This window comes from Bradyrhizobium sp. Ash2021 (assembly GCF_031202265.1).
GTDB lineage: Bacteria > Pseudomonadota > Alphaproteobacteria > Rhizobiales > Xanthobacteraceae > Bradyrhizobium.
On the sequence record NZ_CP100604.1, the window covers coordinates 589,419 to 610,306 of the forward strand.

At 60.8% G+C, this 20,888-nt stretch carries 17 protein-coding genes, 1 tRNA gene and 1 pseudogene; 4 read left to right on the forward strand and 15 right to left on the reverse strand.

Annotated features, from left to right (window positions below; all coding sequences use genetic code 11):
• Window positions 1-215: 215 nt before the first annotated feature.
• Complete coding sequence (locus NL528_RS02860) at window positions 216-560, reverse strand: hypothetical protein (RefSeq protein ID WP_375143978.1); 345 nt, start codon at window positions 558-560, stop codon at window positions 216-218.
• Between the two features lie 198 nt (window positions 561-758).
• Between NL528_RS02860 and NL528_RS02865 the strand changes: the two genes are divergently transcribed.
• Window positions 759-848, forward strand: a tRNA-Ser gene (locus NL528_RS02865).
• Between the two features lie 485 nt (window positions 849-1,333).
• On the opposite strand, the gene NL528_RS02870 is transcribed toward NL528_RS02865, so the two are convergent.
• Entirely contained in the window at window positions 1,334-2,215 is an 882-nt protein-coding gene (locus NL528_RS02870) for a zincin-like metallopeptidase domain-containing protein (RefSeq protein ID WP_309181220.1), read from the reverse strand.
• Window positions 2,216-2,488: 273 nt separating this feature from the next.
• Here NL528_RS02870 and NL528_RS02875 point away from each other — a divergent pair, with 273 nt between their 5' ends.
• On the forward strand, window positions 2,489-2,713 hold the full coding sequence (locus NL528_RS02875; protein WP_309181221.1) for a hypothetical protein: 225 nt from the start codon (window positions 2,489-2,491) through the stop codon (window positions 2,711-2,713).
• A 321-nt stretch (window positions 2,714-3,034) separates the two neighbouring features.
• Window positions 3,035-3,190: a hypothetical protein gene (locus NL528_RS02880; RefSeq protein ID WP_309181222.1), complete on the forward strand. Its 156-nt coding sequence runs from the start codon at window positions 3,035-3,037 to the stop codon at window positions 3,188-3,190.
• Between the two features lie 316 nt (window positions 3,191-3,506).
• Here the strand turns inward: NL528_RS02880 and NL528_RS02885 are convergent, their stop codons facing one another.
• From NL528_RS02885 to NL528_RS02945, 13 genes are all read right to left on the reverse strand, one after another.
• Window positions 3,507-3,713: a hypothetical protein gene (locus tag NL528_RS02885; RefSeq protein WP_309181223.1), complete on the reverse strand. Its 207-nt coding sequence runs from the start codon at window positions 3,711-3,713 to the stop codon at window positions 3,507-3,509.
• Between the two features lie 533 nt (window positions 3,714-4,246).
• Window positions 4,247-5,134: a nucleotidyltransferase gene (locus NL528_RS02890; protein WP_309181224.1), complete on the reverse strand. Its 888-nt coding sequence runs from the start codon at window positions 5,132-5,134 to the stop codon at window positions 4,247-4,249.
• Window positions 5,135-5,148: 14 nt separating this feature from the next.
• Window positions 5,149-6,087, reverse strand: a complete 939-nt coding sequence (locus tag NL528_RS02895; protein WP_309181225.1) for a patatin-like phospholipase family protein — start codon at window positions 6,085-6,087, stop codon at window positions 5,149-5,151.
• A gap of 271 nt (window positions 6,088-6,358) precedes the next feature.
• Complete coding sequence (gene brxL / locus NL528_RS02900; RefSeq protein WP_309181226.1) at window positions 6,359-8,407, reverse strand: BREX system Lon protease-like protein BrxL; 2,049 nt, start codon at window positions 8,405-8,407, stop codon at window positions 6,359-6,361.
• Window positions 8,408-8,413: 6 nt separating this feature from the next.
• Complete coding sequence (gene pglZ, locus NL528_RS02905; RefSeq protein ID WP_309181227.1) at window positions 8,414-10,696, reverse strand: BREX-1 system phosphatase PglZ type B; 2,283 nt, start codon at window positions 10,694-10,696, stop codon at window positions 8,414-8,416.
• A complete protein-coding gene (locus tag NL528_RS02910; RefSeq protein ID WP_309181228.1) occupies window positions 10,693-11,808 on the reverse strand; it encodes a hypothetical protein in 1,116 nt (371 codons plus the stop codon). Before NL528_RS02910 ends, pglZ begins: the two co-directional genes overlap by 4 nt.
• Window positions 11,805-14,516, reverse strand: coding sequence for an N-6 DNA methylase (locus NL528_RS02915; RefSeq protein ID WP_309181229.1), 2,712 nt, complete (start codon window positions 14,514-14,516; stop codon window positions 11,805-11,807). Before NL528_RS02915 ends, NL528_RS02910 begins: the two co-directional genes overlap by 4 nt.
• Window positions 14,513-15,142 (reverse strand): hypothetical protein, encoded by a 630-nt coding sequence (locus NL528_RS02920; protein WP_309181230.1) that lies wholly within the window; start codon window positions 15,140-15,142, stop codon window positions 14,513-14,515. Before NL528_RS02920 ends, NL528_RS02915 begins: the two co-directional genes overlap by 4 nt.
• Before the next feature lie 3 nt (window positions 15,143-15,145).
• A complete protein-coding gene (gene brxC / locus NL528_RS02925; RefSeq protein ID WP_309181231.1) occupies window positions 15,146-18,586 on the reverse strand; it encodes a BREX system P-loop protein BrxC in 3,441 nt (1,146 codons plus the stop codon).
• 8 nt (window positions 18,587-18,594) lie between these two features.
• Window positions 18,595-19,137: a hypothetical protein gene (locus NL528_RS02930; RefSeq protein ID WP_309181232.1), complete on the reverse strand. Its 543-nt coding sequence runs from the start codon at window positions 19,135-19,137 to the stop codon at window positions 18,595-18,597.
• Window positions 19,127-19,879 (reverse strand): hypothetical protein, encoded by a 753-nt coding sequence (locus NL528_RS02935; protein WP_309181233.1) that lies wholly within the window; start codon window positions 19,877-19,879, stop codon window positions 19,127-19,129. Before NL528_RS02935 ends, NL528_RS02930 begins: the two co-directional genes overlap by 11 nt.
• Before the next feature lie 160 nt (window positions 19,880-20,039).
• Window positions 20,040-20,219, reverse strand: coding sequence for a hypothetical protein (locus NL528_RS02940; protein ID WP_309181234.1), 180 nt, complete (start codon window positions 20,217-20,219; stop codon window positions 20,040-20,042).
• A gap of 101 nt (window positions 20,220-20,320) precedes the next feature.
• Window positions 20,321-20,509: a hypothetical protein gene (locus NL528_RS02945; RefSeq protein WP_309185360.1), complete on the reverse strand. Its 189-nt coding sequence runs from the start codon at window positions 20,507-20,509 to the stop codon at window positions 20,321-20,323.
• Between NL528_RS02945 and NL528_RS02950 the strand changes: the two are divergent.
• A pseudogene (locus NL528_RS02950) lies at window positions 20,505-20,766 on the forward strand (antibiotic biosynthesis monooxygenase family protein). The gene NL528_RS02945 and the pseudogene NL528_RS02950 overlap by 5 nt on opposite strands.
• The last annotated feature ends 122 nt before the right edge of the window (window positions 20,767-20,888 follow it).

The window sequence follows — 20,888 nt, forward strand, 5'->3', positions numbered from 1 at the left end:
AAGCGATCTCGGACCTCATCCTGAGGAGCGGCGTCGTCGCCGCGTCTCGAAGGATGGCCGCGAGTCTGTGTGTTGTGCGCATCCTTCGAGACGCTTGCGGAGTTTATCATCGGGCCGCGCGAATGCGCGCCCGATCACAGGCTCCGCGAGCCTCGAAGGATGGCACGGCCGGGGTGACGGGGATAGTTTGCGTCGGTTCGATCTGATTTCGCGCCCTAATAACAATACGACACGCCATCGAGCACCGGGCAACGCGCCTTGCGCGGGTCGCTTGGGTTTTCCATCGGCACGACGCCCTTGCCCTGGCCGACGAACACGCCCTGTCCGACGACCACTGACGACTTGTTGCCGATGATGACGCTCGGATGCGGCGAGGCCAGGTTCGAGCGGGTCCCGTCGGCCCAGATGATCGCATCTCCCGTGAAGACGCCGCGCCGGCCATCGTCGCAGGTCACATCGACGCCCTGCCTGGTGCAGGCCTGCGCCATCGCCGGGCCGGCCGCGCCGGCGGTGGCCGCAACCACGCAAATCGCGAAAACGATCGTCCGGGTTATGATCATGCCGCCCTCCGCCAATTGATTTGCCCTTAATGGTCGTCGGCATCAGCCGGATTCGGGTTCATGGATTTACGAGGCGCCCCGGCCGCGGCCGCCAGCCATTCTAAATTACGTAGCATATTCAAATAATTAGGGAAATTTCAATCCCCGCGCCCGCGCTCCCTTGCAAAATGCGGCCTGCCCCTTCAAGAGAGGGCCTCCGGAGAGATGGCCGAGTGGCTTAAGGCGCACGCTTGGAAAGCGTGTGTGCGGGAAACCGTACCGTGGGTTCGAATCCCACTCTCTCCGCCATTGTACGACACTAAATTACTCTTTTAATTGAAGTATTCCACTTAATATGATATGCGGTCCCCATATCGGTCCCCAAGCCGGCTATGATCGTTGGGTTCCTCGAAGGCGTGGCGATACGCTGCGTAGCTGGTAGCAAATGGGCCAGTGGGGGGCGAGCCATCTGGTGAAAAGCCGCGCTGGCGAGGCCACCAAAACCAGCCAGCGCCGCTTCTGCCGAAAGTTTCCAGCGTCCGGTCGGCGTAGAATACTTCGATGGTGGCACCGGTTCGCGGGTGGATGTCGTAGATCGGTTCGTGCGCCGCGCGCCGCTTGGTATCAGGAGCAATGGGCTGTGACACAGAAGCCTCCTCCTTTGACGGTTGGAAGGTTGCTCGCGAAGTGGACGACAGGGCAGGCGTACGCCAGTCGTTGCAGCCACTCCGCTCGGGATGCCTTAGCCGCGTCGCGCAGCGCGCAGGGCCCGGCTTGGTCGTGTTGACGACGCCCTAAGCGGCGTCGCTTTGCCGGTCAGATAGCGCCAAGCCGCGGAGGTAGTCGGCGGCGGCTTGTGCCTTGCTGCATGCCGTGAAGAACGCCCGGCTATCGGCCTTCAGGAGGCCAATCCAGTTTTGGATGTAGCCCGCATGGCGCAGATCGCCGTCGATCGAAAACTCGGCACACAGAAAGGCTGAGCAGAGTTCGGCGACCAGTTCCTCAGCGGCATACGCCCTCTCGCCGAAGCGGTGGCGCAGATCACGTGCCAACCGCGACTTGTGACCAGTCCAGTGACCAAGCTCATGAAAAGCAGTCGAATAGAAATGCGCAGCGTTCTTGAAGGCTGCAAATCGAGGCAGGCTGACGGAATCATCGCCGGGCCGGTAGTAGGCTTCGCCAAACCCTTCCCGGATGGTGGCGCCGCTGCCGACCAGGAACTCATCAATCGTGGCGTCGCGTTCATCCGCGTTGCGCGGCTTCACATCACCAAGCGTCACGACCCGCGCGGGTAGGTTCTCGCACTGGTCGACGTTGAACACGGTGTATTCCCGCAGCATCGGCACAAGGCGTGTTGCGGTCTCATCGTCCGCGCCCTTGTCGCGGACCTGTAGCTGCTTCACGAGATACACCTTGGTGCCGTGCTCGCCCTTGCGGACGTTGCCGCCCAAGTCCAACGCCTGCTTGAACGTCAGAAAACGCGGCGTCTGATAGCCGGCGGCCCGCCCCATCCACAGCAGGACGACGTTGCACCCCGAATAGGGCCGATTCGTCGCAGCGTTGCACGGGGTGTTTGCGCCAGGACTTGCCGACCATGGCTTGATCCACGGTGCGGCGCCGGCTTCCAGTTCTGCAACAATGCGCCTCGATACATCCTCGTAGACGTCTCGCTTCATGACACTACCTCGCTATTGCGGTTAGTGCGGCCGTGTTGCGGGCGCACGCCATCGCCGCGCCGAACGAGGATTCTGGGTTTGCAGAGGCTGACGGGGGTAATTTCACCCCCTGGGGAGCATGGACAGGCGGCCCCCCTCGCGCGCGCGAAGACGTGCGCGGCGCAGATAGAACCCCCAAAAAGTAAATCTTAAGAAAGTATTAACTTAGCAACTGAGCAGAAACGCGTTGGGCGCGTTGTATGTCTGTGGACCGCAGTAGGCGGAGAGGACTCAATGAAAAAACCAAGCAAGACTGGTGCCGAACTCGAAGCCTCGATCAAGGTGGAAATGGAGGACATTTGCGATGATCCGACCGATATGTCCTTTTCGGTTCAGCCTGACGGCGACAGTTGGAAGGTCCAAGTTCTACAAGAAGGAAACGTCGACGATGCGGAGCGTCGCGAAATGGTGGAGCGGATCGCTGCGCGGTTGAAAGCTGAATATGATTTGAAGGGCTGAGCCGCCGCAGTTTGGCATCGCTAGTCGCGCGGGTGTTGGATAGCCGTTTTAATAACCGATGGCGACACCGCGGGCCGTTGCGGCGAAGTGAAATCGCTCATGGCGCTTGATGTTGTTGGCGCAAAAAAGGTTGTACCTTGCCACCTTTGACGATCGGGGGCGCCGCATGTCAGAGAAGTTGAAGTTCCTAAATTAACGGGCAGCGCGACCATCAAGGTTAATTCGCATCTCGCGTTGCGACGCGATGTCGGATCGGTAATTTGCCCGCACCGGCGGTCCATCGAAGAAACGGCGTAATGTGCCGGTCTCGGAGGTCAGGTCATGAGTAAACGCGAAAAAGAAGCAAGCAACACGTTCCGTCCATCGGATAGGCCCCTTACCGAATACGAAAAGGAACAGATGGCGCTGCGCAAAAACCTGGAGCGATTGAAGGTCGAACGATTGGCGAGAGAGGCTGCTAAGTCGAAAGACGACTGAATCGGTCGGCCCGCCGCGCAAGGGGAGAGAGCGATGAAGAATGCTGCTCCTGTTGAGGAAAAGTGTCCGGCTTTCAACGGCACGGGACATCAGGCTGTGAAACAACCGCCCCAACCCAACCGCAGGATATACCCACCACCTTGCAAGGAATGCGATGGGAAAGGGCGGATCAGGAAGAGCTAGGGTTCAGGCATGAAAGTGCCTAACTGGTAATCCAGGGATTTCACGGCCGACGAAGGCATCCCAAGCGGTCGAGGTACGAACTACGGAGCGCCGTCCGGCACGAAGGGTTTGACCTTGTTACCTTTGGCAGCTTTCAAGCAGCGGCAGCTACATCCCATCGCGACGTGGTGCCGCGAACGGAGAAGTATGTGTCGAGCTCCGTCATCGCGAGACGCTCCCACTCAAATGCCTGCTCCAAGAGCGTCCATTTTTGAGCAGGACGGAACGCCGCAGTCTGCCGGCATAGCGAAGCAATAGTGCGATATCGACGCACGTTTTCTAAGACTGCCATCCTACTCATAGGACCCCCCGTTGCTGTTGTCAGTGGGACTGTGCACGGGGCGATTTGCGAAATCGTTAGCAAGCTTAGCAGAGAGGGCGGATGGTTTGCGAACCGTTGATTTTCGGCAATATGAGGAGTGAAGGGAGCCGGCCGGCCTGTCTCGCACTGCCGCGAACAAGGTGACAAGGTGAAACTCTCAAACAATAGAGCGCGCCGATGTTTTTTGCTTAGTTCGCGATCACAGTCGTCCGCGCCCGTGCCCGAAAAAGGGTAACAAGGTGACATCGATTATGATGTACGATGTTGTTCGCCTAGAAACGTTTGACGATTGAGGTTGTGCTGGGTGTTATCCGCACTGAATATTGGTGCTTCCGGACCGTTTAGTCGGTAGCCATCGTGCTTGATCTCGAAAATCCAATCCGGGCCGGTGGGCGCACGCTTGGTGACTGTTGGCAGCAGGCTCTATGAACCCCGCCGCGGGGGTGACCTTGGTACTGGAACTCCAACGCATGCCGGGAATAGGCCCCAGGCCACGGAACCCGAGTCCGTTTTCAGGCCGCATCCCAGTATTTCTTCACTGCGTTCAGGAAGGCCGTGCAGTTATCGGCTGGCCACGTCACGTTCGAGTTGCCAAGCAGATAGAACTGCTCGTTCGCGCACAAGAATTTGCTGCGGTCCGCAGCCAGCAGCCACTCCAAGACATCTTTGAAATTCAGCTGTTCAGTGCCGCCGTACCGATGATCCGGTACGTTGTAGAGCATGCCCTCAACGAAGTACGACGGTGCCAGATCGTCGCGGATGATCTTCTTTTCGATCATGGTATTTCGCAGGTTCTTGAAGATGCGGGCAGTCGGCTTAAACCAGCTCTTCGTATCCTGGTGCTTGCGGGTACAGTTCTCGCTGTGCTTCTCGGGATAGTTCTCTATCCGGGAGCCGCTAGGCGGCCAGAAGCAGATACCCTCCACAACTCGCGGGGTTCCGTGTTCCGGGTACGTGTAGTACCGGCGCAGCCTCGCACAAACGAGGACATCCGCGTCACGACGTGACCCGCTTCCTTTAATGAATATGGCCTTCTTCCCCTCTTGTACATCGGTACTAAATTTCTTCTTCAGCCAGGCGAGAACGGATGCCTTGAACTCGTCGAGCGAATACGACCCCCCGACTCGTTGAGAGCTGTACCGCGCTTTTTCTTCTTCCGTGAGGAAATCGAGATCGGTATAGAAAATGGAATCCAGCCGGATCACAACGTCAACATCGCTGTCACCGTAGACGTTGGTGTCGTTCTTATATGAACCCTGCAGAAAAATACCGAAGCTCTTTAGGTAATAGGGCGAGTTGGTGTCGTTGAGCGCGCCCTTGAGCGTATCATACGTCGAAGTGAACTGCGATGTAGGACCTTGCTTGGCCCAAGTCTCGAGCTGGCTTTCTGAAATCGGCATTGGTCATGTCATTCCTATGCAAGAAGCTTCTGTAGTTCCAATTCGTGTTTGGCATACGATTCTGATCCGCGCTGACGAAGTATGTTCAGCTTCGTCAAGTTGTGTTCAAACAGGTCCGTTGCCATTTCCGGCTGCTCGAACGTATCGTTCACGCGCACCGTGGGGACGTGCTTGAACAAGATGTGCCGCAATTGGTCCATTGACTGGGTGTTGATTTCCAACGTCTTCTGAAGGAGCTGCACGCTGATCAGCTTCTGCGCCCATTTGGTTTTGCTGAACCATGAAGCCTTCGGAGCGGGATACACGCCGACTCCAACGCTCACGACGCGGATATGCTCAGGCGGCAATTTGAGCGCCATGATTGCATCGGCGATGGCGTACAGCGTCGGATTATTTGCGCAGTATCCGCCGTCTATGAGCTCCACGATGTCGCCCTGTTCCGTCTTTACCGTCTTGCGGTTGAAGAACGGGTAGGCCGAGCAAGAAGCCTGGACAGCGTCGGAGACCGTCACGCCGAACCCAGGAAAGAATGTACCCAGGCGCCCATGGGCTTGTTCGATACTCGTTTTGAAGATCATGGGCCGTTCAATCACCCACTTGGTGGTAACGATGCCCACACCCGTCTTCATTTTGTCGAATTTGACATCACCAAAAATCTCCTTTCCAAGCGCAGCTAATGCTTGCGACTTCCCGGCTGCCGACTTTTTCTGCATAATTGTCGGCACATGCTTTTCGTAAAGGTCGCTGATCTCTTTGACCGTTTTTCCGAGGGCAAGTAGAGCCGCGATGATCGCGCCCGTGCTCGTCCCGAAGATCAGGTCAAATCGCTCGTGGATCCGGCAATTGATTAAACCCTCGATCTCGCGCAGAACGCCGAGAGTGTAAAAACCCTTTGCGCCGCCGCCATCGAGACTGAGAATGCGGCAAGGCTTATCGGCAGAAAATTCCGCCATATGCGACCCCAGTGGATTCGGAGGATGACAACCTCAGCGTGAGTTCCCGGCAGACAAGATGCAACCCTTGATAGGAAATTTTCCGGGGATAATCGGGCTACTCGGGTGAGTGGACCGCCCCAAGAGAAGCTTGGGGCGGCTATCTCATCAGGGCACATGCCTCATCCGGGTAGTCTTGCCCGGGAACCCATATCTCCGGTACGAAATGTCACCTATGTCTCAGGCCGCTCAGAGCAGTAGCCTGCCCTGGGCAGAACCGCGATCAGAATGCTCATTCGTGGAGTGCCTTCCGCAGAGCGTCGGCCGCGTCGGCGTAGAAGAGCACCTGCACCTTCGTTGCCACGTCGTCAGACAAGTCCACCAGCCCTCTCCTGCATGAAACCGGCATGAGCAGGGTCGTAGCCCCCTTCGAAAGCGCATGCTCAACAACGTCTATCGGGTTGTAGATGGGTTCGATGGAGCCTCCGAGGTTGATACCGCCCACGACTGCCAACCCACCCTTCATTGCCGTGCCCAGCAACGCCGATGCCAGCGCCAGCAAGACCGGCACGCCAGTCTGCGCACCTAATTTGGCGGCATCAAAGCTGCGCAGTTGGACGGTGAATTCGTGCTCGCGCGGATTGCGGTCGCCAGCGAGCTCGCGGCTACGCGCATATAAGTTCTGGGCCGCCATATTGACGCTCTCCTTGAACGGCGCGGGTGGCGACTGATTCAGAATGCGCACCGTGCCGCCAGGCCCTTCGTTCACTTCGATGCGGAACAGGCCAACGGCCTCATCCTGGCCGCCTGGGCTGATCGCCCAAACCTGGCCTGGCGGCAACGGGTCAGAACCGACGCTGTCCTCGCTTTGCAGTTCAGGCGTGGCGACGAACTTCTCAACGCCGTCGAGCCCCATTGCATAGCTGAACTGGGTATTGCGGAACTCGGCGGAGCCGATTCTTTTTTGCTGTTCTTTCACCCGTCGCCGCACTTCGAGCGCCAGCCGAATCGCCCATTCGAGGTCTTCATCGGAGACCGGCAGATCGGGACTCGGATACAGCAGCTTGATAAGGCCAGAGACAGTCTTATTGACGGCGTTGGTATCGCGCCCCGATAGCGCGCCACCGAGATGCACCCGCCCCTGCATCACTCCCGCGCGAGATTGCGAGCGCAGGCGTGAGAAGCACTCTGAAAGCACGTCACTCACCAACCCAAAATGGTCAGTGAAGACGGCGAGGCTGACTTTCGGGATATCCCAACCTGGCAGATAGCCATGAATGCGGTCCATGAAGGCTGTATCGTTGCGCATTTCCTGTGGCAACGGTCCGAATAGATGGCCGATACGCTGTTGGTGCTGCACGTCCACTTCAAAATTGCCGACGAGTACAATGCTGCCCTCAGCACGAATGCTCTCGCGGCCACGCGAGAACTCACCACTCTCCATGTAACCCTTCATGATATTGACGCCGTCTTTGCTGTCGAAGGAAATGCCGGAAACTTCATCGAAGCAAACTACGTCATACTGGCAAACGAGCCCGCGTTGTCCGTTGGCCATGTTGACAAACATCCGCGCAACAGTCGCTTTTCCGCCGGAAACCAGATGGGCATAGGGCGAAACTTGCTGGAAGAGATGGCTCTTGCCGGTGCCCCGAGGGCCTAGCTCGACGAGGTTGTAATTGCTCTCGACGAACGGAACCATGCGTAGCAACGACACATCACGAGCGCGTGCACTGAGCGTCGATGGCTCTAACCCGACACTGCGCAACAAAAGCTCCTTCCACTCAGCGGTACTCAGGGTCGCCCGGCCAGTCGCGATGCGGTCAAGAATGTCGCGTGTAGAAAGTTGAATTTCCCGCAGGGTTAGGATTTCGAACGGCCGCCCTCCTTTTTCCTGTGCGATCGCGGCGTCGTAGCCGACTTCGACTTCGGCGTAGAAGCCGCCGGTCAACATGCGATCATGGTCGCGCACCAGCTTGTCACCGATGCGCACATCGGTCAGGCGCATGCTCGGCAAGCTGGCCAGGTAGCTGTCGCTCTTGGCGTCGAGCCGGGCAGTGACGATGTCAATCATCTTTACCGAGCTGTTATCGCGCGCCTTGGCCTTGAACAGCTCTTCCTCACCTGCGCGGACGGTGCGGGCGGTGAGCTGCTGCTGCACCATCTCCACGCCTTCCTCGATCTCGGTGGGATCGGTGCTGGCGCAGTAGCGGCCAAGCATGAATTCCACGACGTAGGTCGGCACCGGGAACTGGCCCCGGAACCGGCGCACGAGATCTTTGCGGACGAGATGTCCTTCGAATGCCGTGGTTACCTTCTTGTCGAGATCGTCGAGTTCCAGCATCCCCGCTCAGCCTTCGATCTTGGTGGTCAGCTTCGCCCTCAAGTCGGATGGAGCTCCGGCGGGATGAACGACAAGGCAAACCTCTTTGCCGACATGTTCGTCGGAAAGCAAAATATTCACTTGCCCCACATCGTCCAACGTGCGCGCGCCCTTCGGCAGCAGGCTCGGACCATAGGGGTCGGAGGCCAACCGAACGTCGAGCATCATCGCAGCACCGCCCCTGACCTCGACCCGCAGGCGCAGCCGCTGCCACGTCGCACTGATCGACAATGCGGGTGCGACGGCATCGGCTGTTACGTCGATCACGGGCAGCACGCATTCCTGGGGACTGACTCCGCCATGCGCGTATTCAGTGCCGTTGTAGAAGGCGCGTGCACCGGGTGGTGTTGCCAGCAGCACGTTTTTGTTCCAACTCCATGGCAGCAGCGCGTAGTTCGTGGATGCCCCATCTTTCAGGGTGGCGATCCGGTTGCCGCGCGCACTCGGGGCCGTCATCCCGGAATGCAACTCCGCAAAGGGCAACCCGCCCGGCATCAGCAGCCAGCCATGATCGGTGACAATCCGTACCCGACGACCTTGCCGGGCCAGGCGCAAGACGACTTCGGCAATTTCGGCGACGCCGTCAGCAATACGCTCGGCCAAGCGCGCGCCCAGCGAATGCCCTTCTTCATCGAAGCGTCCCACCTCAAGCCAGCAGGGGGCGGCGCCCAGTAGCGTCTCCGTCAAGGCCCACCCGGCGGCCGTTATGGCTTTGGTCAGGATGGGCTTCGTAACCGGCTTGCCCTCGGACGCCGGCGTAAGTGCTTCGACCACACCGCCGACGAACGCGCCGGCGGCCGGACTGGCGAGCGGTTTGCAGGTGGCGGTGACCGTCGGAAATCCCGACCAGCGCCAGCCGAACGTGACCTCTGCCCCCTGCGCCTGCAGAACGCCGCTCAGCCGCTGCGCCACGTCCATGCGCATCCCGTCGACGAAGATCAGCGCGGCATTTTCAGGCGGCTTCGGCGGCGTCGCAGGGTAGGCGAATGGGATCTTGCCCTCCGCGGCGAGCGCTTGCAGCGCCGCAGCACCGGCATCAAGCCAAGGCAGATAAACCGCCCTCAAAGCGGTGGTGACCGCATCGCGGTATTCCCCTGTCCGCGCTATCTCGAGTGCCGCCACGGCGGCGGCGTCGATCTTCCAGCCATCGGCGGCATAGGTCTCCGCCATGACGGCGGGCTCGTTGTCTGGAAGCGCGGAAGCCCTAGCGATCATAGCCAAGTGCCGCAACGCCTCTGCGAGCTTGGCCTCGCCACGCCTCGCCCAAACGGTTTCACGCCGCCACCCATGGTCGGTTTCCAGGGCCAGCACCGCCTTGACCGCCTCAGCCTGCGGCTTGGTGGCGAGGTCGCTGAGGCTCTTGCGCAGCGCCATCTCACGGCGGGCATTTTCGGCCGGGTAGGTTTCGGGCAGAGCGATCAAGTCTTGCGGCTGTTCCATGGCAAGCAACTTCACCACGCCTTCGTAGCCGCCGTTGCCTTGCTCGAACCGATCCCACACGTCGGACCAGCCTTTCTCGCGCTTGGCCAACCTGGCGGCGGCGTCCTGCCGCGGTTTCTTGCGTGGATCGAGGCCCAGCTTCTTGGCGGCAAGGGAGGCGAAGGCATCGAAACGAGCCGGATCGCTTTCCGGTGTCAGAGTTTCATCCAGCCAGCGCAGCATGTCCAGGTTGGGATCGGGCACCAGCAACCCATCCAGCGCTGCGGCATCCAGTACGCGACCCTTCAGCACGTTCGACGGTTCAACGAACAGGCGGGCAGCCGCGCGGGACAGCGCCTCGCGGGTGGCTTTATCCTCGGGAATCGTTAGGCCGACCGGGCTGAATTGCGCCGACAGGAAGCCGCGCAGGGTCCAGTCCCGCGCCTGCTTAGGCTGACCAAAGAACACCCCGGTCACGGCGAACCAGACGAGCGGTTGCAGGTCCGTCGGGCACTCCTCAGCCCCGCGTAGCACCTCCCTGCCGTAGCGCGGCAGGTAGATCACCGGCGGCTCGCTCTTCGGCCAGTCCACGCTTGTCACCTGGCGCGCGGCGGCGGCGCGCAGCCATAGCGCGGGTCCGGTGCGCGCGACGGCATCATAGGTCCCGAAAGTCAGCAGATGTGGCAGCCTGGCGCGCAGCGCCGGCATCACGGAGGCGAACTCGCCATTCAGATCACACCAAAGGATCGCTTCCGGCGCCGCCTCGGCCCCAGACGCGAAGGCGCGGCACGCCATAAGCGCATCAGCTAGTGAGTCGAGCGGCGTCGTCATTTCTTCTTCTCGGGCTTGGGAGGCCGGGGCTTTGGCGCTGGCAGCAGGCCCTTTGCCATACGTTCGATTTCGCCTGCGACCTTGGCGATTAGATCGATCGAGACGCCCTGTGGAATTCCCGTGTCGGCGAGATATCCCGAAAGATAAGCGGCACTCGATCCATACAGGCCGAACCGAGCCGCCACGATATGCGCCACGCTTTCTGCTTCGATCTCGGCGGAGGCGTTGTCCACGTTGAACCGCCCGGGCCACCAGTGATCGTAATCGGTGCCGAGGTGACCGAGCAATACGTGCGCCATCTCGTGCACGAGGACGCCAAACTGGCTCGGTTCGTCCAGCTTGTCATGCAGTGTGATGCGCATTTTCCAGCCATCGATCCCGGGATCATTCGTCGCGCGGCCGGCATGGGTGGATGAGAGTTCCTTGAGGGCCACGCCGATCCGGCGCCGAGCCGCGTTCTCAACGAGGTTTGCCAGCCATTTCGGGTTCCACTCCCCCTCGAAGCGCGCGAACTCCAGTAGCTGCTTGGGCACTTCCGTTCCGGCGGTCTGATCGAGCGCGTAGACCAGCATCACCGGATGCATCGGAGCGAGGATCAGCATTGGCTTCGCGTCATCGATGAGATGACGCTTATGGCGCTTCCACCAATCAGTCTGGGTTGCAAAGAACCCACAACTGGGGTTTTGCAGCCGCACCAGCATCACGTTGTAAGGCGCGTAATCGCGAAAGCGGCCCATGAAGGCCACCATATCCTTGAATTCCGCCGATGAGCGGTAGAGGGCGGTCTGTCGAAGCAAGGCATCAATGGAGGAGACCGTCTCGTCGTCGGCTTTGCCCTCTCCGCGCAAGGCAGCGGCTGCGCTGCCGTCGGCCAGCATAGATTGCAGATACGCGGTATCCGCGCGGCGCAGCGACTTGTCGTTGCCAAGCCGGTTGAGCGTGGGCTCGAAATGCGGTCGGGCATTAGGCGAGAGGGCGCTCTCTATCACGCGCAGTAATTCGCTGGCCGACGGGCGAGCCGGACCCGCGAGAAGGGTGCGGATGAAGTCTTCGACGCGCAGCGCGGTTGGCGAAGATTGCTCCGGGAACAGTTCGGGCTGGCTGGCGCTCATGGGGGTCCTCGTGCCGCCCGCTTTTCGGCCAGGGTCGTGTGATGATCGTTGATACGATCGCTAGGTTTGCCACCATAGTCGAGCCCGAGTTTGTACCAGGGGGCGGAGGCCAGATCGCTGCCCCGGTCCTTGCGCCAGTGAATGCCCTTTGGTTGCTCACGGAGGATGCCGGCGGTCATGAATGGGCGGATGTTGAGGCGCACGCCGTCGTTGAGATCCGGGTCCCAGCCGACCGGTTGGCGGGCGAGCGGTTTCCAGCGGACGAAGATGTCGTAGGGGTTCTCACCCTCGATGATTCTGGCCAGCTTCTGCTGGAGCTGTTCGGCGCGTTCCTGGAGTGCAGTCTGGCCTTCAGCCTTCGCGGTTCTAATCCAGTCGCCGAGAAGGGTGTAGGTCAGCGTGCCGAGTGCGGCGCTGTCGAGGCGGTGATAGTGCAGAAAAGCCGAGAAACCGTCTTTCATCCCGTCCCAGATCTGCCAGAGGAACGGGCGGTGCTGAAATAGGACGCAGTGCTGTCGGAATGCGCGGTCGCGCAGCCAAGTTTCGAGTGTCGCGTCCTGCGCTTCCTTCTTGTCGAGTTTGGTGTCGGCAGCGCGCACGAGAGCCTGCTCGCGAACGGGCGATAGAGCGGCACCGAAGGCCGCTGTCAGCAGATGGCGCAATCTATCGGCTAGGGGATGGTCGGAGCTGTGGGGATGAAGCGGCAGCAACCCGTCTGCATCAGTGCCGGGCAGAGCGGTAGCCAGCGCGATCCGCTCCTTCGCGAGATCGGAAACATGCATCGTTGTGTCGTCCTCTGCTGGCCAGCGATATCCAGCAAGGCGCGCCAGCGCGACATGGAGTTCGGTTCCTCTGGCAGCGAAAGCTGGATGACCGTGGAATAACCATTGCGTCGGATCGTCGGAATAAGGTTCAGGAAGTCCCTCCGGATATCGTTCGTCGGCGACCGTTTTCCAGTAAGCGAGATCGAACGGCACCTTGAGAAGTGTTTGATTGGTTAGATTGACCCGTTGGTGGATTTTTCGCACTTCTGTCCGAAATTGATCAGAACTAACAAATGACCAGATTGCTTCGTAATTCTTCTCATCTAGCGGCCATATGACAGCGGAATTATTGTCGAATATCTCCCCGTCGTAGAGACCGCATGGGAGAGTCCGCATCAGAGAGATCGCAATACCCCTTCGTTTCCAGGCATCCATTCCCTGAATACTAGCCGCGCCCACCTCGGAAAGATCATAAATAGCCCCGGCGCCCGATTGCCAAAATACTGCTTGTTGCTTTCCAGTAAATTCACTTTCCTCTGTTGGAGATGACTGCAAAAAATCCCACCCAGGTTGCTTTGCCGGAGTCTCCCAAAACTGAATTATAAACCGAGGCGAATCGGAAGTTCGAAGGCCCCACCGACTATCGGCGTAGGTCTTCAGAAGAGCTAAGTCTGAGCGCTCCGCCAGAACGATTCTCGCATCGGGGTTTCGCAATTGGGCTGCTTGTCGAAATTTCCGTATATTTCCGTCCCGAAGAATACTCGGTTTGCGTTCGAGGTCGCGTCCGGTATCTGCGTCTATGGCCAAGCAACTATCGCCTCCATCCGGCTTCACATTGTGGATAACCACAAGCGCTGTCCGCGCTGCCCACCAATTCATGTCCTGGAACGCTGCCGGACCGAGATCTACCACGACAGCAAACGACGCATTGAGAATAATGTCCCGCCGCAGTCTCTCGTAACCGCCCAGATAAAACCAATTCTGGGGTGTTACCGAAGCTACTGCGCCATCAGGCATCGCCATGCGCCGCATTCGCTGGAGCATAGCGGTCGCTAAATCGGCCTTGCCTTCTGGCATATACTTATCAATGAAATCTGCTAACCCTTGCGACTGCTTGCCGCGTCCCAGAAACGGAACATTGGTTGCCAATAGAAAATAACGTCGTCCAATTAGCGAAGCTGCATCAAGGAGTCCCCGAGCCGCAATTGCACCTTCCAAACGCTCCGGCTCTGCACCGCGCAATTTCGCCGACGCCGCGTCACCACGCTCGCGGAGATCGGCATCCAACAAATCGCGAGCGCCAACTTGCAACAGGCTACCGAGCAAGGGACCCTGTGCGAACTGGTCATAGAGCGTTTCCAAAGCACCCCGCAGAGTCGAATCGCCGTCGGCAAGGGCGGCCATCTCAGTGCGCGACATAGGTGGCGGCGCGCCAACCCAGGCGATATGCGGCGACGGCAACGGAATTGGCGCACCCGCCAGCTTCCATGCCGCCAGCGCCACATTGAACGCTGCGATCTGCACGCAGCGCCCATCCAACTCCAACCCGTGCAAATTGTCCCTCAGCACGGCGACGGCGGCACCGCTAGCGGAAAGCGATTCCTCCCGCTGCCGAAGCGCGGCGAGGATGGTGAAGGCTTCCACGAGGAAATGACCGGAGCCGCAGCACGGATCGCAATAAGTGATCTCGACAGCACGTCTTGGCCATCCGGGGAAAGTCCCTGCAGCAGGCCGCCAAGGCCCGGTACCCTCGTCATCGCGGACAAACCTTAAGTACTCCCAAGCAATCCCCGGCAGGGCGCAAGCCGCGCGAAGCGCATCCTCATTCGCTGCGTCGTGGGCGAGGCTCGGATCGAGCGCCAGCACTTTCCCGGCCCACCATGCCCCCAGCGTGTTGTGAAGCAGAAACCTCACCATGTAGGACTCGGTGAACAACTGCGTCACAGCCGGCAGCTCCGCCGCGCCAATCTTCCTCCCCGACCGGTCGATGGCGTCTTTCTCCAGCGCGCGCCAGAACTGGTAAGTCCAGCCGAGGCTGTCATCGGCTGTGAAGACGTCCTCCGGCCGGTCAAAACTGCCCGCAGACGGTTCGAAAACTCCGGCGCGACCGGCAGCTCTAGAACAGGATCATCCGGCTTGAACACGCCGGGCAGACCGGGCGCCGCGAATCTCTCGGCCAGCGCCCATTCGTCGGCGATGCCTTCTTCCTGCGCCAGCTCGCGCAACTCGGTGATGGTGAGGGCCGCACCAAGATCGGGATGGATCAGCAGCCCCCGTTCGGCCAGGAAGCGGCCGAACAGCATGCGGTGCCAGAGTTCATAGGAAGCCGCGTCTTGCAGCCGGGCGGTGGTCATCGCCCCGGCGGCATCCCGCGTGTCACCGAGCGAACGCGCGTGCGCGCGTAGCCGCCTGCGCAGCGACTTTCGCTCGTCCGGCCAGTCGGCGGGCACATCGGCATCCGCAACACGGACGCGCGCGATCACCTCCCACGCTGCCGCGTCGGCGACCTCCCGCGCCTGTTCAATCGCTGTCTTGAGTTGGCCGCGCAGTTGTCTGCTGAGGGTGGTCATCGGTCAGGCCTTCGGCAAAACGGGACCATGCGCGAGGCTCGGTGCGATGGCGGCGCGCACCTCGCCAAGCCATGCATCCAAATCCGCCTCGCTGCGCAGGGTGCGCCGCGGGATGGCAACGGATTGCGTCTTCGGCTCGATTTCGATCGCGGCATCCTGCAAGGCGGCCTCGACGCGGGCTGGCAAAGCCAGGGTAATATCCCGCCATTGGCCAACGCCGCAGGCGGAGAGGCTTTCGACAATCTCATCCGGCGTCGCAAGATCGGGCGGCGCCCTCTCCAGCAAGCCGTGGCTGGCGAGGAATTCGTGTTTCTTCTCCGGACTGAGCTTGACCCAGGCCTCATCGGCTTTCAGCCGGACCTGGCCCGCCTGCCAGGCCGCTTGCCAGGCTTGGAAGCCCGCGTTGGCCTTGGCGCGCAGATCATCGGCCGCGGCCGACACCAGCGGCACGACTGGGTTCGGCTCATCCAGCAGCGTCCGCCCGGTCTTGATGGCCGAGAGCGTCGTTTCTTGGCCAGTGGCGCCCAGTGCCACCAAACGCTCCGCCAGCCGGAAGGCGGCCATCCGCCGATCCTTCTCGGCCCTCCGCGCCTGCCAGATCGGAATCAGCTTCTTGAGGCCGTCGGTACGGGACGCGAGTTCGGCCAGCAGGTCGTTGCCGATCATGCCGCGGAGCAGGCTGATATCGGGCACCTCGGGGGCGGCAGGGACCGGAGCGTCGCCACCCGCGTCCGCCGCGATCTGTTCGAGCTTGTCGCGGATCGTGATCAGATACTCGTTCTCCAGTCCCGATGGCACGGTGATGCCGAGCGCAGTGGCGAGGCCGCGTACGGTCAGCCGCTCTTTCATCGAAATCACGCGGTGTTCGGGCGTGAAGGTACAGATGCCGAGTTGCGTCGCCGTCAAGTCGGCCGGGGTGGTGGGTTTGCCGTCCGTACCCACCGCGCGAACCTGGCCGACATTGCACAGCGCGACCAGGGCAGCATCCACTGCGTCACGCGGCCAGCCATAGGGGGGGCCTCCGAACCGGTTGCGCAACTCCGATCCCTTCTGCGCCGGCGACATGGCCTTTAGCAGCGCCTTGCAAACCGGATGGTCCTGCGCATCGCCGGCATGGCCAACGGCTTTCAAAGCATCGGGGATCCGCTTCTTGGCATCGCCGACGGCCTTCTCCCAGGCCGCACTGTCACCAGGGCCGAAATCGGGGAACAGGCGATCGAGCATTTGCAGACCGGCCTCGCGCACCGCGTCGGCGCGCTTGAGACCGGCGCCAACCTCGTTGCCGCCAGCGACGAGAACTCGCGCGGCGTCCACGGCTTCCTTCAGGATCAGCTTGGCGTTGGCTTCGGCGCTGTCACGCTTGGATTCCATCGCCGCCTTGGCGTCCTTGCCGCCATCGGTTGTCGGCACGCCTTGCCGCTGGATCACGGCGTTGGCCGCCTTATAGGCGATGATGGCGGCGCGTAGTTCCGGTGAGCGGTGATCTGGGATGAGCAGATGCAGCGTGGCGTCCTTGGCCACGTCGGCGCCGTTGATCTCATTGATGATCGTCGGCAGACTGTCATCCCAGCCGTTCCAGATGCGCAGCGTCAACCCGTCGCCGCTGGCTTTATCATTGCCGGTCAGGCGCTCGATACGGCGGTTTGTCTTGGAAGCGCCGTGCTGGACTTGCGGGGCGGCGGCCAGCGCCTCATCGATGGCGAGTTGCAGAAATGCGGCGCGCTGCCGGGCAATGGCGTTGGCGTCGCTGGTCTCGCGTGCTTCGGCATTGCCATAGGCCACTAGCCACTCGGCGCTTTCCTTGGTTTGCAGGCGCCACTCGCCACTGACCTCCATGACGAGGGCTTCGGTCTGGAGTTCGGCGAGCAGCGTCGGCACCTTGGCTCGGACCGCTGCGCCCGCGCTCAGATCCTCAATCAGTAAGTCGGCGATGATTTCCGGTGTCGGACGAACGCCGTGGACCTGTACGTCCGCGGCGATGCGCGAGAGCAGATAGACGACGGTGAGGATGCGGGCCTTCATTAGCCCTTCGCCGCTCTGGCTGCGCAGCGTGTCGATGCGGTCATGCACGTCGCGCGAAATGAGATTGCGCGACAGCGCTTCAGCCCGGAACGTATCGAATAGAAAATCCGTGGCGACGGCGGTGCCCAAGGGGCGATCGGCGTAGCGCTGCACGGCCTCCAAGGTCAGCCGCAACTGGCCGCGCAGATTTCCGCTCAGGCCAGATTTATCAAGTTCCGCCAGCACACGTTCCCACACGCGCCGTCGCGGCGCGAGGATCGGCCAATCTGCCTTCGCCTGGGCGCGGTCGGATTCACTGCGGGCCAGGCTCGAGCCTTGCAGGTGCTTGTCGATTTCGCCGGACCGGGCGTTCAACATCGCTTCGAGGTCTGCCTTGGCCTTGGTCGTATCCTTTTTCAGAAGCACGGTCTTACGGATTACAGCGTCGATATGCGCGGAGGTCAGCGGCACCGGGATGGAAAAGCGACCCAGCAGCTTTTCGAGATAGGCGGTGTCGCTGAGGGCCGATTGGCCAGTGCAGACGAGCAGGAGACGGCCTTTGAATTTCGACGTGAGCTGCTCGGCGATGGTCTGGATGGCTAGGGAGATGTTGGGGTCTTCGCGGATGAACTGCTGGACTTCATCAAGGATGATCAATGTCAGCGGGATCTCTTTGCGGCCTTCGCTCAAAGCCTTGAGCGCGACTTCGACCAGCAATTCGACCGTCGGCTCTGGCTCGTTCTGATATTGGCTGCCCAGACGATCCATCAGAGTGTCCACGTCGGGCGCCAGGCTGGACTTGGCTGAGAGAGCTGCCGCGGCGAGTCGATCTTCGAGGAGGAACGCGCGCAACGCAGACTCGAAATCGGAACCGAGCTGCGCGCGGACCTGATCAAGGATGCCTTGCTCGGCAAGCCACAGTGCGACGAGGCACGGCCGCAGATCGGCGCCTCCGGGGAAGCCAACAGCCCGAAGTATCACTTCGAGCACGGCCTTGACGGGATGCGGAGACCCCATTCCGAGAGTGCTGCCACCGACAACGAGGCCGCCTAACCGTTTCGCATTGGTGCGCAATTCCTTGAGCGCCGCCTTGACGTCATCGGGCATATCGGAAACCAAGCCTTCGGCCGATGCGCCATCGTCGAAATGCAAGTCGCACCACAGAGCGCCAAGCATGCTTGCGAGCAGCGATTTGCCGCTGCCGTAGAAGCCGCTGATCCAAACCGCTGGCACGTCGCCCCGTTTGCCCGCGACACCGTTGAAGGTGTCGATGATGCGGCGCAGCGCTTCGGCGTATGCCCCCTCGCAGACGAAGGTCTGGAGCTGTTCGCGCAGAATCGCCTTTTGGTCATTGTCGGGCGGAAACGAAACCTTGGCCACACCGCCATCCGCCAGCCGGTAATCGGCCGGATCACGCGCTAGAACATCTTTGTTGAGGAGCATTCGTTGTCTCACGCGCTTGGGGAAGAGGGGATGGGTACGGCGAGGTAGCTCCAACCGTCGCGGGCATCGAGCAATCGATAGATGCCGCCATGGTGGGTGCCGGGAAATGTCACAAGCATACGGCCGGGGATAGCGTCGGCCACCTTGCCGATGAGCGTCGAGGCGCGCATGAAGCCGAACAAGGAAGCCGCCCCGGTCAGCGCAAGTATATCATTCGACCCGCATCCGCTTAGCCGCTCGCGAAGCTGATCGATGAGCTGCATCTCGAAGTCCGGTAGGACGGTGCCCAAAGTCGCTGGGCGTTTCGCCGCACGCTCAAACCACGGCTGGCCGGCGACCCATGTTCCAAATGCCGGCGCCAGATCGAATTCGTGCCAACCCTTACCGGACTGCTCTGCCGCAAGACGGAATTCGGCGAGGCGTCCGCGAACGCGCCGTTCGAGCGCCTTGTCGTACCAAAGCATCCACACGCGGCCGGCCGCCGCTTCGTCGGGACGCCATGGGACTGCAAGTCGGGTGCGGAAAGCCGCGAGCAAGTCTTCAACCGACAAGTTCTGGCACTCCAAGCATTTCCGCCATTGGGCGACGGATATCGACCTCAAGCACGTCACCTGCACTTCGCACACGGACCAGTCCAAGCCCCTCAGCTTGGCGCAGCAGCGCAAGACGCTCTTCGATCGGGCGATCCAAAACTGACATCCACCGACTTTCGAGAAGGCGCTGCCCGCCGAAGCCGCACAGACTTGCAAGAAGCGCGGCAAAGGCGGCAACAGTGGGCGTGGGATTTAACCGCACTCGCTCCTTGCGCACGGCACCTTTCAGGAAACCCGCCTGGGTCCATGACGATGCAGCGTTCTGGGCAAGCGACTTGGCCATCTTCTCGCCGATGCGACCCGGATAGGCAGCTTCGAAAGTCGCCGCGATAGCTGGCCAACGCACCCGCTCGCCCGGTGACGCGTCCAGTACAGCCGCCGCCCCAGCGCGCAGCATTGGGTCGCGTGCCAGGGCGGTTAGCAGGGCAAGCAAAGGGCGTTCGGCGTGCTCTAGGTTCCACAGACCTTGCAGAACGCGCCAGATCGGGTCTTTGCCACCGACACCGTATAGCTGGTGCAACCGATACAATGCTGCTTCCCGAGCACGGATCGATGGCCTGCCCAGAAGATTCTCTGTGACGATCGCCTCAGCAGGATTGGCGGTCTGGCCGCTGGCAAACAGCGATGCCAGATCAGCGTACATCATGGTTTTGGACTGGTGTGGGCCGCCACCAGCTGCTTTGAGACCAAGACGGGTCAATCCCTCGCAGTCAACGCTCGGCAGCAACCAACCACTCAGGGGTAGAACGTCGAGTGGCTTGACGGCCGAGGGTGCGGCGCCGTTTCGGTTTGCGGGACAAGCTCGCACTACGCGTTCGTCGCTGTCATTTTGGCAGCAAAGCCGCTTCGGCTTTAGCAAGTTATGTATCCAGAGTGACGAGTTCTGCGGTGAGCCGCCGGGCGAGCCAAAGATATCTGGCGTTGGGTCCTGTTGCCAGTTCCAGGGCGCCGTCATGATCCACAGCAACCTCCTCCACGGCGAGGCGATCGCGCAGCCAGAGAGCCACGGTCAGCGCCGGGCGTTGAGAGATCTTTGGCATTGTTTCGAATCGCCTCCATGATGGCTGCTTTCTAGCAGTTCCATGGCTGCGAAACCACCCTAGTCGCGGGGGCCTGCTTCTCATCGCGATGGGGGCTCATTTCAGTGGCTGAGGATCGCCAACAGCTGACTTGAAATTCCAATCAGCAAACCGACCAGGCCGACGATAGCGACGGTCAGCCAGCGCGCGCCCTTGGCCATCATCAGGACCTCGCGCATCTCATCGATCTGGGTTACCGCCTGGGCCCCCGTCTCCCGGAGAGACGCGACCTCGGCTTCGAGGCGGATCACGCGATCATCTCGACAAGGTGTGCCGGGCTTCGTAGAGTTCCGCCTTCTCAGGGGTCCTGAAGCAGAGGATCACACCTTGTATGCGTCACACGCGGTGTGGAAAAACCGTGCCACCTTTGAAGCGTGGACCAAATCAGAGGGCATTCCGAGCCGCACATCACAAGGCGGGCGACAACAAACCGCTCTACCTTGGGCATCCGCAGTTCGAGGGGTTCGAGACTATTCAGACACTGGGAGGCAAAGCCGCGGTGGCGTGACGCCCACGTTGAAGGGGGTGAGTGCTTGCAACATAGTTCAGTTTATTCTGCAGCGATGCCCGCTACTCTCCCAAGAGCAGACATTCGCCGGCGCGGTGGCCATGTCTGTTAAGTGCCAAAAG

Bases quoted from the DNA above. Each gene is read 5' to 3' on its own strand.
- NL528_RS02860 (WP_375143978.1), bottom strand. From the start codon at position 560: ATGATCATAACCCGGACGATCGTTTTCGCGATTTGCGTGGTTGCGGCC.
- NL528_RS02870 (WP_309181220.1), bottom strand. From the start codon at position 2,215: ATGAAGCGAGACGTCTACGAGGATGTATCGAGGCGCATTGTTGCAGAA.
- NL528_RS02875 (WP_309181221.1), top strand. From the start codon at position 2,489: ATGAAAAAACCAAGCAAGACTGGTGCCGAACTCGAAGCCTCGATCAAG.
- NL528_RS02880 (WP_309181222.1), top strand. From the start codon at position 3,035: ATGAGTAAACGCGAAAAAGAAGCAAGCAACACGTTCCGTCCATCGGAT.
- NL528_RS02885 (WP_309181223.1), bottom strand. From the start codon at position 3,713: ATGAGTAGGATGGCAGTCTTAGAAAACGTGCGTCGATATCGCACTATT.
- NL528_RS02890 (WP_309181224.1), bottom strand. From the start codon at position 5,134: ATGCCGATTTCAGAAAGCCAGCTCGAGACTTGGGCCAAGCAAGGTCCT.
- NL528_RS02895 (WP_309181225.1), bottom strand. From the start codon at position 6,087: ATGGCGGAATTTTCTGCCGATAAGCCTTGCCGCATTCTCAGTCTCGAT.
- brxL (WP_309181226.1), bottom strand. From the start codon at position 8,407: ATGCTGGAACTCGACGATCTCGACAAGAAGGTAACCACGGCATTCGAA.
- pglZ (WP_309181227.1), bottom strand. From the start codon at position 10,696: ATGACGACGCCGCTCGACTCACTAGCTGATGCGCTTATGGCGTGCCGC.
- NL528_RS02910 (WP_309181228.1), bottom strand. From the start codon at position 11,808: ATGAGCGCCAGCCAGCCCGAACTGTTCCCGGAGCAATCTTCGCCAACC.
- NL528_RS02920 (WP_309181230.1), bottom strand. From the start codon at position 15,142: ATGACCACCCTCAGCAGACAACTGCGCGGCCAACTCAAGACAGCGATT.
- brxC (WP_309181231.1), bottom strand. From the start codon at position 18,586: ATGCTCCTCAACAAAGATGTTCTAGCGCGTGATCCGGCCGATTACCGG.
- NL528_RS02940 (WP_309181234.1), bottom strand. From the start codon at position 20,219: ATGCCAAAGATCTCTCAACGCCCGGCGCTGACCGTGGCTCTCTGGCTG.